Annotated in this window: 16 protein-coding genes; 9 read left to right on the plus strand and 7 right to left on the minus strand. The window is 63.4% G+C overall.

Annotated features, from left to right (window positions below; translation table 11 throughout):
* Positions 1 to 24: 24 nt before the first annotated feature.
* Genes NKL04_RS05420 through NKL04_RS05435 form a run of 4 tightly spaced genes read left to right on the plus strand, consistent with a single transcriptional unit; the run spans position 25 to position 3,869 of the window.
* A complete protein-coding gene (locus tag NKL04_RS05420) occupies positions 25 to 1,083 on the plus strand; it encodes a hemin-degrading factor (protein ID WP_023681730.1) in 1,059 nt (352 codons plus the stop codon).
* A 10-nt stretch (positions 1,084 to 1,093) separates the two neighbouring features.
* Positions 1,094 to 1,975: a heme/hemin ABC transporter substrate-binding protein gene (locus NKL04_RS05425; RefSeq protein WP_031194752.1), complete on the plus strand. Its 882-nt coding sequence runs from the start codon at positions 1,094 to 1,096 to the stop codon at positions 1,973 to 1,975.
* A 4-nt stretch (positions 1,976 to 1,979) separates the two neighbouring features.
* A complete protein-coding gene (locus NKL04_RS05430) occupies positions 1,980 to 3,074 on the plus strand; it encodes a FecCD family ABC transporter permease (protein ID WP_286461669.1) in 1,095 nt (364 codons plus the stop codon).
* A 6-nt stretch (positions 3,075 to 3,080) separates the two neighbouring features.
* Positions 3,081 to 3,869 carry a heme ABC transporter ATP-binding protein gene (locus tag NKL04_RS05435; RefSeq protein ID WP_023681728.1) on the plus strand — a complete coding sequence of 263 codons (789 nt, stop codon included), beginning with the start codon at positions 3,081 to 3,083 and terminating at the stop codon, positions 3,867 to 3,869.
* A 109-nt stretch (positions 3,870 to 3,978) separates the two neighbouring features.
* On the opposite strand, the gene rirA is transcribed toward NKL04_RS05435, so the two are convergent.
* On the minus strand, positions 3,979 to 4,440 hold the full coding sequence (rirA, locus tag NKL04_RS05440) for an iron-responsive transcriptional regulator RirA (RefSeq protein WP_023672640.1): 462 nt from the start codon (positions 4,438 to 4,440) through the stop codon (positions 3,979 to 3,981).
* A gap of 315 nt (positions 4,441 to 4,755) precedes the next feature.
* Between rirA and NKL04_RS05445 the strand changes: the two genes are divergently transcribed.
* The 3 genes from NKL04_RS05445 (at position 4,756) to NKL04_RS05455 (ending at position 7,320) form a co-directional block, all read left to right on the plus strand.
* A complete protein-coding gene (locus NKL04_RS05445; protein WP_352724035.1) occupies positions 4,756 to 6,030 on the plus strand; it encodes a DUF445 domain-containing protein in 1,275 nt (424 codons plus the stop codon).
* 209 nt (positions 6,031 to 6,239) lie between these two features.
* Entirely contained in the window at positions 6,240 to 6,662 is a 423-nt protein-coding gene (locus tag NKL04_RS05450; protein ID WP_023701714.1) for a phasin family protein, read from the plus strand.
* Between the two features lie 160 nt (positions 6,663 to 6,822).
* Entirely contained in the window at positions 6,823 to 7,320 is a 498-nt protein-coding gene (locus NKL04_RS05455; RefSeq protein ID WP_023681725.1) for a MaoC family dehydratase, read from the plus strand.
* On the opposite strand, the gene NKL04_RS05460 is transcribed toward NKL04_RS05455, so the two are convergent.
* Complete coding sequence (locus tag NKL04_RS05460) at positions 7,283 to 8,809, minus strand: MFS transporter (RefSeq protein ID WP_023701713.1); 1,527 nt, start codon at positions 8,807 to 8,809, stop codon at positions 7,283 to 7,285. The two genes, NKL04_RS05455 and NKL04_RS05460, sit on opposite strands and share 38 nt — an antisense overlap.
* Before the next feature lie 131 nt (positions 8,810 to 8,940).
* Here NKL04_RS05460 and NKL04_RS05465 point away from each other — a divergent pair, with 131 nt between their 5' ends.
* Complete coding sequence (locus tag NKL04_RS05465) at positions 8,941 to 9,834, plus strand: LysR family transcriptional regulator (protein WP_023701712.1); 894 nt, start codon at positions 8,941 to 8,943, stop codon at positions 9,832 to 9,834.
* Between the two features lie 4 nt (positions 9,835 to 9,838).
* Here NKL04_RS05465 and NKL04_RS05470 read toward each other — a convergent pair whose 3' ends face one another.
* The gene (locus NKL04_RS05470; RefSeq protein WP_023701711.1) at positions 9,839 to 11,257 is read right to left on the minus strand and encodes an aminotransferase-like domain-containing protein; all 1,419 of its coding nucleotides are present in this window, start codon (positions 11,255 to 11,257) and stop codon (positions 9,839 to 9,841) included.
* Positions 11,258 to 11,363: 106 nt separating this feature from the next.
* Between NKL04_RS05470 and NKL04_RS05475 the strand changes: the two genes are divergently transcribed.
* Positions 11,364 to 12,227, plus strand: a complete 864-nt coding sequence (locus tag NKL04_RS05475; protein WP_023701710.1) for a DMT family transporter — start codon at positions 11,364 to 11,366, stop codon at positions 12,225 to 12,227.
* A gap of 32 nt (positions 12,228 to 12,259) precedes the next feature.
* On the opposite strand, the gene NKL04_RS05480 is transcribed toward NKL04_RS05475, so the two are convergent.
* The 4 genes from NKL04_RS05480 to NKL04_RS05495 form a co-directional block, all read right to left on the minus strand.
* Positions 12,260 to 13,069 carry a DUF4062 domain-containing protein gene (locus NKL04_RS05480; protein ID WP_023701709.1) on the minus strand — a complete coding sequence of 270 codons (810 nt, stop codon included), beginning with the start codon at positions 13,067 to 13,069 and terminating at the stop codon, positions 12,260 to 12,262.
* Positions 13,070 to 13,257: 188 nt separating this feature from the next.
* Positions 13,258 to 14,298, minus strand: a complete 1,041-nt coding sequence (locus NKL04_RS05485) for a zinc-dependent alcohol dehydrogenase family protein (RefSeq protein WP_023825747.1) — start codon at positions 14,296 to 14,298, stop codon at positions 13,258 to 13,260.
* Positions 14,299 to 14,334: 36 nt separating this feature from the next.
* Complete coding sequence (gene maiA, locus NKL04_RS05490; RefSeq protein WP_023701707.1) at positions 14,335 to 14,985, minus strand: maleylacetoacetate isomerase; 651 nt, start codon at positions 14,983 to 14,985, stop codon at positions 14,335 to 14,337.
* 4 nt (positions 14,986 to 14,989) lie between these two features.
* Positions 14,990 to 15,712 carry a fumarylacetoacetate hydrolase family protein gene (locus NKL04_RS05495; protein WP_023701706.1) on the minus strand — a complete coding sequence of 241 codons (723 nt, stop codon included), beginning with the start codon at positions 15,710 to 15,712 and terminating at the stop codon, positions 14,990 to 14,992.
* Between the last annotated feature and the right edge of the window lie 91 nt (positions 15,713 to 15,803).

Below are 15,803 nucleotides of genomic sequence, written 5' to 3' on the forward strand. Positions count from 1 at the left end.
CCAGGCAGGACAGGTAAGCAGGACATGGACCAGCGCGTAAAACCCGCACCGCATGAAATCCGGCGAGCGCGGGCAGACAATCCGAAAGCGCGCGAGCGCGATCTTGCCGCCGAGCTCGGTATTTCCGAAGCCGAGCTGGTGGCCGCGCATTGCGGCGACGGTGTCGTGCGCGTCGAGCCCAGGGTCAACGATCTTCTGACCGGCCTCGACGCCGTCGGCGAAGTGATGGCGCTGACCCGCAACGAAAGCGCGGTGCACGAGAAGATCGGCGTCTACGACAAGGTTGTCACAGGCGCGCACAATGCCATGGTGCTGGGCGAAAACATCGACCTGCGTATCTTTCCAAAGGTCTGGGCGCATGGCTTTGCCGTGGAAAAGCGCGACGGTGGCGACATCCGCCGCAGCCTGCAATTCTTCGACGCGGCCGGCGATGCGGTGCACAAGGTGCATCTGCGGCCGGCGTCCAATCTCTATGCCTACCAGAAGCTCGTGGCCGCACTCGAATCGCCGAACCAGGAGGCGACCGTGTCTATCGCAGGCCTGGCCGACGACGACGCGGAGACGTCGGGCATTGCCGCAGACATCGATGATCTGCGCGACCGCTGGAGCCGGCTGACCGACGTCCACCAGTTCTTTGGCATGTTGAAAGCGCTGAAGCTCAGCCGCCGCCAGGCCGTGCGCATGGTCGGCCAGGACTATGCCTGGCTGCTCGACAATGACGCCATCGGCGCCATGTTCCACCATGCCGCCGCCGACGGCATGCCGATCATGTGTTTTGTCGGAAACCGAGGCTGCATCCAGATCCATTCCGGCCCGGTCAAGTCGATCAAGCCGATGGGGCCGTGGATCAACGTCATGGACGAGACCTTCCATTTGCATCTGCGCACCGACCACATCCAGGAGGTGTGGGCGGTGCGCAAACCGACCAAGGACGGTCATGTCACCTCGCTCGAAGCCTATGGCGCCGACGGCAAGATGATCATCCAGTTCTTCGGCAAGCGCCGTGAAGGCGAGGGCGAGCGCGACGACTGGCGGTTCCTTGCCGAGAACCTGCCGCGCATTCCAAGCCCGACCGCAGCCTGAGGAAACGACGATGATTTCACTGTTCAGGACGCTTGCCGCGGCCATGGGCCTGTCGCTGTTTATTGCCGCCCCAGTGCCGGCCAGCGAGAACGTGGCCGTGTTGGCCGACACGTCGCGGATCGTGGCGATCGGCGGTTCGATCACCGAGATCGTCTACGCGCTTGGCGAGGAAGGTCATCTCGTCGCCCGCGATTCGACCAGCCGCTACCCCGCCGCCGCGGTCGCGCTGCCCGACGTCGGCTATATGCGCCAGCTGTCGCCGGAAGGCGTGTTGTCGGTCAATCCTTCGGGCATTCTGGCGCTGCATGGCAGTGGGCCGAAGGAAGCGGTCGATGTGCTGAAAAAGTCGAGCGTTCCGTTCATCGACGTGCCCGAGCATTACAGCCATGACGGCATCCTGGAAAAGATCCGCATCGTCGGCAAGGCGCTTGGCGTCGACGCCAAGGCCGAGACGCTGGTGGCTGAGACCGACGCCAAGCTGAAGGCGGCCGAGAAGCAGACGGCGTCGATCAAGCAGCGCAAGCGCATCCTGTTCGTGCTGTCGATCCAGGGCGGCAAGATCCTGGCCGCCGGCACCGACACCGCCGGTGACGGCATCATCAAGCTCGCCGGTGCCGTCAATGCGGTCGAAGGTTTTTCCGGCTACAAGCAGATGTCCGACGAGGCGATCGTCACTGCCAGGCCGGACGTGATCCTGGCCATGAAGAATGCCGGCCCGCCGATTGCGGAGGCCGAGCTGTTCGCCATCCCGTCGATCACCTCGACGCCGGCGGGCGAAGGCCGCAAGCTGACCCTGATGGATGGCAGCTATCTCCTCGGCTTCGGGCCGCGCACGGCCGATGCCATCCACGATCTGGCCGCCTCGCTCTATGGCAGCCAGGTCACGGACTGAGCCGATGGTGGATCAGTCGATCGCCGGCGCGGCGGGCAAGGTGGCCGAGGGCGATCGTTCCGGGCGCGCTCGCCTGGTTATTGTGCTCCTGTGTGTGGCGCTTGCCCTTTCGATGTTCCTGTCGCTGAGGTCGGGCGCTTCCGATGCATCGGCCGTTGGTGTCATTCGTGACTGGCTGACCGGCGCCACGCCGGACGACGCCGCGCTTGGTGCCCGCGACCGGTTGATCGTCTACGATATCCGCATGCCGCGCGTACTGCTCGGTGTGCTCATCGGGGCGGCACTGGCCGTATCGGGTGCGGTCATGCAAGGCCTGTTTCGCAACCCGCTCGCCGATCCCGGCCTGATCGGCGTTTCCGCCGGGTCGAGCCTCGGCGCGGTCGCCGTCATCGTGCTCGGCACGACGTGGCTGGCGCCGCTCACTCTGGCGCTCGGCGGGCTGGCCTTGCCGCTCGCCGCTTTCTGCGGCGGCCTTGCGGTCACGCTGGTGCTCTACCGCGTCGCCACGCGGCAGGGGCGCACATCGGTCGCTACCATGCTGCTTGCCGGCATTGCGCTCGCAGCCCTTGCCATGGCGCTGACCGGTATCCTGATTTTCATGGCCGACGACCGGCAGTTGCGCGACCTGACCTTCTGGCAACTGGGCTCGCTGGGCGGCGCGACCTGGCCGAAGATCGCTTCCGTCGGTCCGATCATCATCCTGGCGCTTGCGGCAATGCCGTTCCTGGCCAAAGGCCTCAACGCCCTGGCGCTCGGCGAGGCGACGGCCGGACATCTCGGCATCCCGGTACAGCGGCTGAAATACACCGCGATCGTCGGCGTCTCGGCAGCGGTCGGCGCCTCTGTCGCAGTCAGCGGAGGCATCGGTTTTGTCGGCATCGTCGTGCCGCATCTGCTGCGGCTGCTGATCGGTCCGGACAATCGCTATCTTTTGCTCGCATCGGCGCTGCTCGGCGCCTCGATGCTGCTTCTTGCCGACGCAGTTGCCCGCGTCATCGTGGCGCCGGCCGAATTGCCAATCGGCATCGTCACGGCGATCGCCGGCGCGCCGTTCTTCCTCTGGATCCTGCTGCGCAAGCGCGGCGTAATCGACTTGTGAGGCGGCATGATCGAAGCACGCGATGTCTCGGTGGCGATCGGCGGCAAGCGCATTGTTGCCAATGTCGATTTCGTCGCGCGGCCGGGCGAAATTGCGGCAATCGTCGGACCCAACGGCTCGGGCAAGACGACGTTTTTGAAGGCGTTGTCGGGCGATCTGGCGTTTGCGGGGACAGTGGCCGTCAACGGGCGCGACCTCTCCGCGATGAAGCCGGTGGAGGCCGCGACTGTGCGTGCCGTGCTGCCGCAGGCCGCGACGCTGTCCTTTCCCTTCACCGTGCACGAAGTGGTCAGGCTCGGCCTTATCGGCGGCCGTTCCGGCGTTCTGCCGGGCGAAGATGATCGTCTGCCCGAGCGGGCGCTGGTGCGGGTCGACCTCGACGGCTTTGCCGGCCGCTTCTATCAGGAGCTTTCGGGCGGCGAACAACAGCGTGTGCAACTGGCGCGCGTGCTGTGCCAGGTCTGGGCGCCGGTGCTCGACGGCAAGCCGCGCTATCTCTATCTCGACGAGCCGGTCTCCAGCCTCGATATCAAGCACCAGCTGATCATCATGAACATCGCCCGCGATTTCGCCCGGCGCGGCGGCGGTGTGATCGCCATCCTGCACGACCTCAATCTGACGGCCATGTATGCCGACCGGATTTTCGTGATGCATCGCGGCCGGCTCGCCGCCGACGGTTCACCGCAGGAGGTGCTGAGCGACGATCTGATCGAAAAGGTGTTCGATTGTCGGCTAAGGGTCGGTGTGTTGCCGGCGGCGAGCATGCCGTTCGTCTTGCCGCAGTCAGCCGCCTAAAAGCGCGTCGCGTTTGAACGGACTCAGGCGACGCGCTTTAGGTCTTTGTTTTTATGCATGTCGTTGTCTCAAAACCGGGGCCACTTTTGAGCGACATGCACTAGAAAACTCAGGCGGCCGGAGCTCGCTGGACCAGCATGTCGATGCCGAGCAAATGACGCACATTCGGGCGCGCCGCCACCATATCGGCGATGGTGTAGCGGGAGAGTACGGCAAAGAAGGCGTTGAGCGCCTCGCGCAGCGCCGAATTCAGCTGGCAGCTGTCGACCAGCGGGCATTCGGCGGCGTCGTTTTCGAAGCACTCGGCCATGGCGAAGCTCTCTTCGGTCACCCGTACGACGTCGAACAGGCTGATCTGCTCGGCGGGGCGGCCGATCCTCACGCCGCCATTCCTGCCGCGCACCGTCTCGACCAGGCCATGCTCGACCAGCGGCTGCAGGATCTTGAACAGGAAAAGCTCCGACACCGAATAGGCGGCCGCAATCTCGGGGATGCGGCTCAGGCGATCGTTGTTGGCGGCGCAATACATCAGGATGCGCATGGCGTAGTTGGTCTGGCGCGTCAGCCGCATTTAATTCCTCACCCGAGTGCTGGCGCGCTGGAACTGCACCAGATTTTAGATTGTGCTGGTGCGGCTTTCTCACCCGGAGTTTCGGATTCGCCCACACTGGCCCGATCGGAATATGGCCTATACCTTGGAACAATTCCAGACTGGGATTTCATGATAGATGAACATTCTTGTCAACTTTGCGTGCGAAACCGGCAATTCCCGGACGAAATCGGCCCATCCGATCATGCTACGGGCCCAAACACCCCCTAAATAGCCCATGCCAGATAGCCAAGAGATCGATGAGGAGCGGCGTATCATGTCCAATCGGCTTCGTCCCTGGCGCCTGGCGGTTTTGATGCCGAGACGGGCGCCAAGCTTTTCGCGTTGCGGCGGACAAAGTTCCTCGCCACGGCTGCGCTGGTGCTTTGCGTCGTGGTTTTTGCCGTGGCCAAATCGTTCGAGGCCAAGTATCCGTGGCTGGGCTTCGTGGCGGCCTTCGCCGAGGCGGCGACCATTGGCGGCCTGGCCGACTGGTACGCGGTGGTGGCGCTGTTCAAGCGGCCGCTGGGCCTGCCGATCCCGCACACCGCCATCATCCCAGCGAACCAGAACCGCATCGCCGATAATCTGGGCCGCTTCATCGAGGTCAATTTTCTGGCGCCGGAGCCGGTGCAGGAAAAGCTGGCCGAGGTCGATTTTGCAGCACTCGTCGCCGACTGGCTGACTGACGCCGAACGCTCTGCCGGCCTGTCACGCTTCGTCGTACGGCTGGTCCCGCAGACGCTTGCGGCGATCGAGCAATCCGGCCTGCGCGGCTTCGTCACCAGCCGCATGCTGGAGCAGATCGACAAGGTGCCGCTGGCGCCGCTCGCGGCCGAATTGCTGTCGGCACTGACCGACGACCGCCGCCACCAGAAGCTCTTCGACGAATTCACCAGGGTGATCGGCCGGTTCCTGAACGATGAAGAGGCGCTGGCGACCATGCGCGAGAAAATCCGCGAGGAATTGCCGTCGCTGTTCAACCTGTTCAGAGCCGACGCCTATCTGCTGAAAAAGATCGTCGCTTCCGCCGGTTCGCTGCTTGACGAGGTGCGGGCCGACCCCGACCATCCGATGCGCGCCGAATTCGACCGTTTCGCGCACAGCTTCATCGAGCGGCTCAGAACCTCGAAGCAATACGCCAAACGGGCCGAGAAGCTGAAGCGCGATTTCCTGGCGCGGCCGGAAGTGAAGTCGCTCGCCGGCGACATGTGGCAGAGCCTCAGCGTGTTCATCGAACAGGACGCCAAGGCGGAGAATTCGATTGTTCGCGCGCATCTCGCCAACATGTTCGTCGAGGTCGGCCGCCATCTCTCAGGCGATCCGCAGATCAGGGCCGACATGAACCGGGGCTTTGTCGTGGCGCTGTCGTCATTCGTCGAGAGCCAGAAGAGCGGTGTGTCGACGTTCATCGCCGATCAGGTCAAGCGCTGGGACCTTGCCCAGCTGACGAGGCTGATCGAGATGAACATCGGCAGGGACCTGCAATATATCCGCTTCAATGGCATGATTATTGGCGGCCTGGCCGGTCTCGTGCTCTACACGGCGGAGAGGCTGTTTCTCGCTGGCTGATGCTGCATTTGCCGCTGAATTGCTTGGGCGTGCGAATGGACACACGGCGCGCGAGTGCTATTGTCCAGAACAGAACAGTTCACCGTTTCAAGGAAACGGCGACCTGCTCTAACTCTTTGTTTTGACGCAATTCCTGACGGAAAACCGTTTCACACTTTTCCTGGAATTGCTCGAGGTTCAGCATTTGCGACAACTGGGGAGCACGAGCAATGGCCAAACAACCCGACTCCGATTCGTTCCTTGACATGTTCAGCCGGTTCGGCCGTGACCTGAAGGTGCCGAATGTCGAGGCGATCCTCGCGCATCATCGCAAGAACCTCGAGGCCCTGGAAAGATCGGCGCGGGCGGGAGCTGCCGGCGCGACCTCATTGTTGTCCAGACAGCGCGAGATGCTGCAGGACACGCTGCGTGAAGTCAGCGACATGGCGCAGAGCTACAAGGCGCCGGGCAATCCCCAGGAACTGATGACAAAACAGGCGGAGTTCGCCAGGAAATCCTTCGAAGCCGCCCTGAAAAATGCCGGCGAAGTGGCCGAGCTGGTCAAGAAATCCGGCACCGAATCGGTCGAAATCCTGCGCAGCCGCATCAAGGAAGCGATGGAGGAAATCCGCTCGGGCTATGACAAGAAGTGACTCTCAACGCAACCATGAGAGGAGTGGGCCGGTTGCGGCGCATGAGCATGGACGAGGGACGCTGTTTGGCGGAAAATGGCGGAACGGAATCGCAACGGGCGAATTGACAGGAGCCGTCCGTTCGTGGTCCGAGGCACTGGGAGCCATCGGGAAAGCAGGAATGACGGAACTACGGCCGAAAACGCCGCCGACCTTCGAGCAGTTAAGGGCGATGGCCGGGCAGGAGCTCGGCGTGTCGGAATGGACGACCGTCGACCAGAACCGCATCAACCAGTTTGCCGAATGCACAGGCGACCATCAGTGGATTCACGTCGATCCGGAGCGGGCGAAGCGGCAGAGCCCATTTCGCACCACGATCGCGCATGGCTATCTGACGCTGTCGATCATCGGCGCGCTGGCGCTGGGCATGGGCATCGTACCCGAAAACACGCAAGCCGCCTTCAATTACGGCTTCGACAAGGTGCGGTTCCTGGCGCCCGTCAGGGTCGGCGCACGCATCCGGCTGCGCACGACGCTGTTGTCGGTGGAGGACAAGGGGCCGGGCCAGTATCTGATGAAGGCCGCCAATACGGTCGAGATCGAGGGCGAACAGAGGCCGGCGCTGACCGCCGAAACGCTGGTCATGCTTTATGAGCGGCGCAAGCGGGCGGGAGCGTAAGCTCCCTATCTTCGGTCATGATGGCTGTTGCCGCACCCGACAGCCTGCCGCCGGCGCGGGTCGAGAGCAGTGCCAGCAACAGCGCAGCCACCGCCAGGACCGTTGCCGTCTGAAAGGTAACCTGCATGCCGCGCGCGGCTGCCGCTGAGGTCAGCATGTCCTGGCTTTGCCGTTCTCCCGTCGAGGCAGCCGCAAAAATGGCGCCCATAAGCGATGCGCCGGTGATCAGGCCGAGATTGCGCGACAGATTGAGCAGGCCGGACACCACGCCGCGCTCGCCGGCAGCGACACCGCTCATGACGGCGGCATTGTTGGATGTCTGGAACAGGGCGTACCCGAAGCAGGTGACGGCGATCGGCACGATATAGCTGACAATGCCGAGTTTTGTTGCGGCGAGCGACAAAAGCAAGGTGCCGTTGACCAGGCCGAATAGTCCGGCGATCATCATCCTGTTGGTACCGAAGCGATCGGTGAGGCGGCCGGCGATAAGCGCCGAGAGCGCGGAGACCAGCGGACCTGTCGACAGGACCACGCCGACCATCGCAGCATTGAGCCCCAGCCCTCGCGACAAATAGAACGGAGCGACCACCAGGGTCGCCATCATCACGGTGGCGACAACGAGGTTCGCGGCGAGGCTGGCGCTGAGCCGGATGTCGTACAACCGGGCAAGCCGGATCAAGGGACTTTTCGCCTTCGTCTGCGCAACGTCGAACAGAACGACGCCGATGCCGGCGGCCACCAGGAGGCCGATGTTGAGGGCGCCGAAATGGCCGCGGCCGAGCGTCATGGCCAATGCATAGGCGGCCAGCGTCAGGGCCAGCAAGACCGTCCCGATCGCATCGAAGCTGTTTTGAGCTGCTTCCGCAGTCTTGTCGCGGGCAGGCAGGGCCAGCGAGGCGAGGGCAAAGGTCAGGAGGCCGAGCGGCACATTGACGAGGAAGATCGCCCGCCAGCCAAAGCCGGCGATCAGCAAGCCGCCGAGCGAGGGTCCGAGCGTCGTGCCGATCGCCGACATGGCGCCGAGCAGGCCCATGGCGCTGCCGGTTCTCTCCTTGGTCACGGTCTCCGCGACAAAGGCCAGCGTCAACGCCATCATCAGCGCGGCACCCAGTCCTTGTACGGCGCGCGCCGCAATCAGCAGCCAGAGCGTCGGCGCCAGGCCGCAGAGCACCGAGGCCAGTGTGAACAGCGCGATGCCGCCGAGCAGCAACGGCCGGCGGCCGAGCATATCGGCCAGCCGACCGGCGCTGACGATCAGGGCGGTAATGGCCAGCAGATAGGCGAGAACCACCCATTGCACCGACTGGAACGACGCGCCGAAGGCCTGCATCAGCGACGGCAGGCCGACGCTGGCAATGCTGGTTCCAAGCGACGACAGCAGCGTGGCGAGCGACAGGCTGGCCAATGCCAAGACAGGAGAGTGGGCCAGGCCTGCGGACCGGGTGTTCTGCGGCGCCGATGCGCACTCGTTCTGCTCAGCAATTGCCATGGCGATTTCCTCCTTGTCAGTCCCGCAACCGGACCTGTCGGAGATCTAGTCGTCAGGATGGAATGGCGGAAGGCGCATCATTTGCATCTTATTCGTGCGGCAAACGCCATGGCATGTGCTACAATCCGCCGATGGCATCGCCCGATCTCAATCTGCTGTTCGCGCTCGACGTTTTGCTCGCCGAAGGCAGCGTGGCGCGCGCGGCAACCCGGCTGCGGCTCAGCCCTTCGGCGATGAGCCGCACGCTGGCGCGGCTGCGGGAAGCGACCGGCGATCCGCTGCTGGTCCGCGCCGGCCGCGGCCTGGTCCCGACGCCGCGCGCGGAGGCATTGCGGCAGCAGGCCGGCCATGTCGTCCAGGAAGCAGAAACGTTGCTGCGCCCTGCCAGGCCTCTCGATCTCGCAAAGCTGGAACAGATCTTCACGCTGCGCACCAATGAAGGGTTCGTCGAGGAATTCGGGCCGCGTCTTGTCGCCCGCATCCAAGCCGAGGCGCCGGGCGCGCGGCTGCGCTTTGGGCCCAAATCCGACAAGGATGTCGCCTCGCTGCGCGACGCGGACATCGACCTCGAAATCGGCGTTGCCGGCGAGGCCGGACCTGAAGTGCTGACACAGGCGCTGTTTCGCGACCGCTTCGTCGGTGCTGTGCGAGCCGGCCACCCTTTGAGTGAAGGCGCGGTAACGCCTGAACGCTACGCGGCCGGCCGCCACATCAGCGTTTCACGGCGGGGTCGGGAAAGAGGGCCGATCGATCAGACTTTGGCGCTGCTCGGCCTGCAGCGAACCGTCATGTGCATGGTCTCCGGCTTTTCGGCTGCACTCGCCATGGCGCGCGCTTCGGACCTTATTGCCAGCGTGCCCGAACGGCACACGCAAGGCGCACGCGCCGGCATGGTCAGCTTTCCGCTGCCGGTCGCCACGGTGGAGGTCACCATCTCGATGCTCTGGCATCCACGGCTCGATGCCGATCCGGCGCAACGCTGGCTGCGAGATTGCGTTCGGGAGGTCTGCGCGGCCTCCCGCTGAGCGCTCAGCGCGCCATTGCCGCCTTGAGCACCCTGAAAATCCGCTCGTCTTGGCATTGGGCAACGTTGAAGCGCAGGAACCGGCTGGCGGTTCCCGACAGGCTGAATGCGTTGCCGGGCGCCAGCACGATGTTGTCGGCCAGCGCGCGGCGTGCCATTTCAGCCGCGTCCACGCCATCCGGCAGGCTGCACCACAGGAACAAGCCGGCCGGTTGGTCGATCCAGGGCGTGATGCCGATGGCCTTCAGGCGCGCGCCCGTCTCGCCCATGGCGCGGGAAAGGCGCGCGCGCAGCAGATCCATGTGCTTGCGGTAGCTGCCATCCCTAAGCAGCGTCAGCACCAGTTCGGCCGCCAGCCGGCCGCCGCCGAAGGTGGTGGCAATCTTGAGGTCGGTGAGTTGCTCGATCCAGTCGCGCGGTGCCGCGATGAAGCCGCAGCGCACCGATGCCGATAGCGTCTTGGAGAAGCTACCGATATGGACGACGCGGTTGAGGCCGTCGAACGCCGCCAGCCGAGGCGCTGGGCTGTGCTCGAAATCGGCGAAGATATCGTCCTCGATGATGGTCAGGTCCGACTGGTCGGCGAGCTTCAGCAGCCGGTGCGCGGTCACCGGCGACAGGATCGCGCCGGTCGGGTTGTGGATGGCGGAATTGGTGATGTAGAGGCGCGGCTTGTGCTCGGCCAGTGCCTGGGCGAACAGCTCGATATCCGGCCCGGATGGCGTGTAGGGCACGCTGACGACCTTGGCGCGGTGGGCGCGCAGCAGCGCGTGAAAATTGAAATAGCAGGGGTCGTCGACCAGCACGGTGTCGCCGGGCCCGATCAGGAAGCGGCACAGGAGATCGATGGCCTGCGTGCCCGATTCCGTCAGCATGATCTGTTCGGGCGAGACCTCGATGCCGTGCCCTTCCATGCGCCGCGCCAGCAATTGCCGCAGCGGCGGCAGACCGAGCGGCGTGCCGTAATCGGCAAGGTCGACATCGTCGGCGCGCGCAACGGTGCGCAGCGCCCGGCGCAAGGCGGACTGCGGCATCCACGAGGCAGGCATCCAGCCGCAGCCGGGTTTCAGCATCTCGTCGCCGGCTTCCAGCGATTGGCGCGACACCCAAAGCGGATCCACGGCGCGGTCGAGCCGCGGGCCGATCTCGGCCAGCGACAACGGCGCCAGCGATCCGGCGGCATAAAAACCCGAACCCGGCCGTGAGCGTATCGCGCCTTCGGCAGCGAGCCGCTCATAGGCTTCGACCACGGTCGACTTGGACACCTGCATGGCCTTGGCAAAGGCGCGGATCGAAGGTAGCCGCGCGCCTGGCGTCAGGCTGCGCGCCGATATCCGCTGGCGGATGGTCGCCATGACAGTTTCCACAAGCGTGGTCGCGACAGGAGGGTGCGCATTGCCGGTTTCCAAAATGAGTTCGGTCATCTGTATTGCTCTGATAGCCATTACAGTTTTGCGGAATTGTACTGCATTGTCTCTGGCTGCACCATAGGCACTTGCCCGATAGAGGGCGAAAGCAATGGAGCCTGGAATGGACAAGACCGCGAGCGGCTGGGTGAACGGATTCATCGGCGTGTTGATTTTCTCAGGCTCGCTGCCGGCGACGCGCGTCGCAGTGGCGGAGTTCGATCCGATATTCCTGACCTCGGCCCGCGCGGCGATTGCCGGGCTGCTTGGTCTTGCGATGCTCGTCCTATTCCGGCAGAAACGCCCGGAGCGCAGCGATTTTCTGTCGCTGGTGATCGTCGCCCTTGGCGTGGTCGTCGGCTTTCCCTTGCTGACGGCGCTCGCGCTCAAACACGTCACCTCCGCCCATTCCATCATCTTTGTCGGCCTGCTGCCGCTGGCAACCGCGATCTTCGGCGTGCTGCGCGGTGGCGAGCGTCCGCGCCCGGCCTTCTGGCTGTTTTCCTGCATCGGCAGCGCGCTGGTCGCCGGTTTTGCCCTGATGCAAGGCGTGACGGCGTCACCGGTGGGCGACGGCCTGATGCTGGCCGCCATCATCGTCTGCGGGCTGGGCTATGCGGAGGGGGCCGCATTGTCGCGCAGGCTGGGCGGCTGGCAGGTGATCTGCTGGGCGCTGGCGATCTCGCTGCCGATCATGCTTGTGCTGACCTTTGCGACGCTGCCGTCATCCTTTGCCGCCGTCGGCTCCCACGCCTGGATCGGTCTCGCCTATGTCTCGCTGTTCAGCATGCTGATCGGCTTCGTCTTCTGGTATCGCGGCCTCGCGCAGGGCGGCATCGCGGCGGTCGGGCAGTTGCAGCTGCTGCAGCCTTTTTTCGGCCTGGCGCTGGCAGCGACGCTGCTGCACGAACAGGTCAGCCCTCTGATGGTTGTCGTCACGCTCGGCGTGGTGGCCTGCGTGTTCGGCGCGAAGAAGTTTGCGCGGTAGCGATGGCGGTGAAACCTCTCCGTCCTTACCTGCTAGCCTGCAGGTCGGAGCACCGGTTTCAATTTGAGTATCTTTGCAACATCTTTCAAATGGCGTTTTGAAAACATCCAAGCTTTGCCGCCTTTGACTGAAATCCATCGGCCATTAGCACCCTTAAACGCTTCCTTGTAGTCAATTGTGTTACCGCGAACTATGAAAGCTTTTTCTGTGTAGTCTTCCATAAATACTTCATTGGTATCCGGCGCTGCTTCTTCTTTCTCCAGAACAAAAAGTTCCCCGGTTCGCGTTGATGCTTTTGCGGCCGCCACTGTTTTCTTGTCTATAACCGGGCCAACCGACATCTCCCGCATAACGATAGTCAATTGCCTAGATAATTTCTCTCTTAGCTCTGAGATAGAGCGATACTCTTCCTGTATTCCTTTATCTCTTATCGACTGCTTAAATTCCTTAAGTTTCTGATATTGAGACAAATCAACGCTGTCTAATTCAACGTGCGCCTTAGAGAAGTAAAGCATAACGGGTTTCTTGTTCGCCAGAAACCATTTTATCTCTTCTACGGTACCGCTCTCTTCAATTCCGGTTGGCGAACCCAAGCGAGTCCAGAAGGAGCCGATAAGGATATCGCAGCCGCGAACGACCTGCTCGTTGATTAGGCCTTGGGGTCGGTCACCCATCGCCGGAGCGCTGTGTGTCTCCCACATCACTGGTAGGAGAATTTTTCCCTGATCTTGAGCCTGCAAGGAATTCCATTCATGCAAACTCTGCGCGATTGTCGCCCGTTCCTCGGGAACATCTGAGGGAGACGCTATTAACACATTAAAAACAGTAGATGAAAATGGCATTCTTTCCCCCTTATTTTTATCAGCTCATTAGTTCAGCTATTTGACGGTTTTTATCAAATGAATTCTGCTATATGAAGCATACTCTCTGAGCCGCGAGAGCTGAGAAACTTCTAGAGAAAGTGCCTGTCTTATTTCGCCAGTTATTGCGCGGCCAAGGGCTTGCATAATCCAATGCGCGCCGGTAACGCCTAGAACTTGGTCACCACCCCAATGCCAATCCCCTCGAACCCGCCCATTGCCACCAGCGCCGCAGGCGCCTCATCAAGGCTGATCTTCTTGCCGACCAGCAGTTCGGGCTTGAGCTTGCCGGTGCGGATCATCTCCATCATGGCGGGGTAGCGGTGGGCCTGCATGCCGTGGCTGCCGAGGATTTCCAGCTCGAAGGCGATCACCTTGTCCATCGGCACTTGCGGGCGGGCGTGTTCGCCCAGCATCAGGCCGACCTGCACATGGCGGCCGCGCCGGCGCAGATTGGCAATCGAGTTGAACGATGTCGTGGGGTGGCCGAGCGCGTCCATCGACATATGCGCGCCGCCATTGGTGATCTGCTTGATCGCCTTGACCACGTTCGGCGTGGTCGAGGCGTTGATGGTCGCCACGGCGCCGATCTTTCTGGCGAAGTCCAGTTTCTCGTCGGTGAGGTCGATGGCGATGACATTGGCGCCCATGGAACTGGCGATCATGATCGCCGACAGGCCGACGCCGCCGCAGCCATGCACCGCCACCCATTCGCCCGGCGTCACCCGGCCCTGGTCGACAATGGCGCGAAACGAGGTGACGAAGCGGCATCCGAGGCTGGCGGCGGTGGCGAACTCCATCTCCTCGGGCAGGCGCACGAGATTGGTGTCGGCATGCTCGATGGCGACATATTCGGCAAACGATCCCCAGGCGGTGAAGCCGGGCTGCGTCTGGTGTTCGCAGACCTGATGATTGCCCGAATTGCATTCGAAGCAGCGGCCGCAGCCGACGCAGAACGGCACGGTGACGCGCTCGCCGGCCTTCCAGCGGGTCACCCGCTTGCCGACGGCGACGACGATGCCGGCCAGTTCATGGCCCGGCACATGCGGCAGCGTGATGCCGTCATCATGACCCATCCAGCCATGCCAGTCGCTGCGGCAGAGCCCGGTCGCCTCGACCTTGATGACCACACCGTCCGCGGCCGGTTTCGGATCCGGCACGGTCTGGATTCTCGGCGCCTCGCCGAATCTTTCGAAGACGACGGCTTTCATCGGCAACTCTCCGTGCTCAGCTCCGGCATTGTGAGCCTATTCGGCATCTATCTGATTCTCCGGCGCCGCCTTCTGAAAGGCCGGCAGCGCCACGCAGGCGGCGTGGATGCGCGAGATCTCGGGGTAGGGTGTCAGGTCGACGCCGAAGCGGGCGTTGCTGGCGATCTGGGCGACCAGGCAGATGTCGGCGAGGCCCGGTGCGTCGCCATGGCAAAATGTGCCGGTCTCATCCGATGAAGCCAGAATCTTTTCAAGCGGCTGGAACCCTTCGTTCACCCAGTGGCGAAACCAGTGGATGACATCCTGGTCGCCGGCGCCGAACAAAGTGCGCAGCGAGGTCAGCACGCGCAGATTGTTCACCGGGTGGATGTCGCAGGCGATCATCTGCGCTAGCATTCGCACGCGCGCCCGGCCGAGCGCGTCCTTCGGCAGCAGCGACGGTTCGGGGTGGGTCTCGTCGAGATATTCGATGATTGCCAGCGACTGCGTCAAAAGCGTGCCGTCGCCCAGGATCAGCGCCGGCACCAGCCCCTGCGGATTGACCGCGCGATAGGCCGGCTCCAGATGGTCGCCATGCCGCAGATGATGCGGCACGTAGTCGTAGCCCAGCCCCTTCATCTCGAGCGCGATGCGCACGCGGTAGGAGGTGGAGGAGCGGTAGTAGTTGTGGAGGACGAGGTCGCTCATTGGATCACGGCTTGTCGGTGGAATTTTGGCCGATCGAATCTTGGCCGACAGTGATCTCGATGGTGCCGATGCCGTCGACACCGCCGGTCATCGTCTGACCCGGCGCCACCGCGCCGACGCCGGCCGGCGTGCCGGTGAAGATCAGGTCGCCCGGTTGTAGTACAACCGCACCGCTGCAGATCGAAACGATATCGGCGATCGGCCAGATCAGTTCGGCGAGGTCGCCCTCCTGTTTCACCGTGCCGTCGACGGCGAGCCAGATGCGGCCCTTTTGCGGGTGGCCGGATTTGGCGGCTGATACCAACGGGCCGCAGGGCGCCGATCGGTCGAAGGCCTTCGACCAGTCCCAGGGCCGCGCCGCTTTCTTGGCCTCGTCCTGCAGGTCGCGGCGGGTGAGGTCGATGCCGACGCCGTAGCCCCAGACATGCTCGAGGGCTTCAGCGCGGGGGATGCGGAAGCCGGCCTTGCCGATCGCCGCCACCAGCTCGATCTCATGGTGCAGGTTTTGGGTCAAAGGCGGGTAGGGGACCGTGGTGCCGCTATCGACCACCGCATCGGCCGGCTTGGTGAAGAAGAAGGGCGGGTCGCGCTCGTCATTGCCGAGTTCGCGCGCGTGCGCGGCGTAGTTGCGGCCGACGCAGAAGATGCGGCGCACCGCAAAACGCTGGGCCGAGCCTTCTATGGCGACCGATGGGGTTGCGGGCAAGGGGAGGACGAAGTCTGTCATGCCAGGTCTTTCTGCTTCAACTGCCGGCACATTTGACCGATTTGGACCGCCGGGCAAGGCAGGAGCCTCCGCAAAAGCGTCGGCTGCGCCT

It is taken from the genome of Mesorhizobium sp. C264A, assembly GCF_040324515.1.
Classification (GTDB): domain Bacteria; phylum Pseudomonadota; class Alphaproteobacteria; order Rhizobiales; family Rhizobiaceae; genus Mesorhizobium.

Excerpts from the sequence above, each read along its gene's own strand:
- NKL04_RS05420 (WP_023681730.1), top strand. The coding sequence starts at position 25 with ATGGACCAGCGCGTAAAACCCGCACCGCATGAAATCCGGCGAGCGCGG.
- NKL04_RS05475 (WP_023701710.1), top strand. The coding sequence starts at position 11,364 with ATGGACAAGACCGCGAGCGGCTGGGTGAACGGATTCATCGGCGTGTTG.
- NKL04_RS05450 (WP_023701714.1), top strand. The coding sequence starts at position 6,240 with ATGGCCAAACAACCCGACTCCGATTCGTTCCTTGACATGTTCAGCCGG.
- rirA (WP_023672640.1), bottom strand. The coding sequence starts at position 4,440 with ATGCGGCTGACGCGCCAGACCAACTACGCCATGCGCATCCTGATGTAT.
- NKL04_RS05435 (WP_023681728.1), top strand. The coding sequence starts at position 3,081 with ATGATCGAAGCACGCGATGTCTCGGTGGCGATCGGCGGCAAGCGCATT.
- NKL04_RS05495 (WP_023701706.1), bottom strand. The coding sequence starts at position 15,712 with ATGACAGACTTCGTCCTCCCCTTGCCCGCAACCCCATCGGTCGCCATA.
- maiA (WP_023701707.1), bottom strand. The coding sequence starts at position 14,985 with ATGAGCGACCTCGTCCTCCACAACTACTACCGCTCCTCCACCTCCTAC.
- NKL04_RS05480 (WP_023701709.1), bottom strand. The coding sequence starts at position 13,069 with ATGCCATTTTCATCTACTGTTTTTAATGTGTTAATAGCGTCTCCCTCA.
- NKL04_RS05460 (WP_023701713.1), bottom strand. The coding sequence starts at position 8,809 with ATGGCAATTGCTGAGCAGAACGAGTGCGCATCGGCGCCGCAGAACACC.
- NKL04_RS05465 (WP_023701712.1), top strand. The coding sequence starts at position 8,941 with ATGGCATCGCCCGATCTCAATCTGCTGTTCGCGCTCGACGTTTTGCTC.
- NKL04_RS05485 (WP_023825747.1), bottom strand. The coding sequence starts at position 14,298 with ATGAAAGCCGTCGTCTTCGAAAGATTCGGCGAGGCGCCGAGAATCCAG.
- NKL04_RS05470 (WP_023701711.1), bottom strand. The coding sequence starts at position 11,257 with ATGACCGAACTCATTTTGGAAACCGGCAATGCGCACCCTCCTGTCGCG.
- NKL04_RS05455 (WP_023681725.1), top strand. The coding sequence starts at position 6,823 with ATGACGGAACTACGGCCGAAAACGCCGCCGACCTTCGAGCAGTTAAGG.
- NKL04_RS05425 (WP_031194752.1), top strand. The coding sequence starts at position 1,094 with ATGATTTCACTGTTCAGGACGCTTGCCGCGGCCATGGGCCTGTCGCTG.
- NKL04_RS05430 (WP_286461669.1), top strand. The coding sequence starts at position 1,980 with ATGGTGGATCAGTCGATCGCCGGCGCGGCGGGCAAGGTGGCCGAGGGC.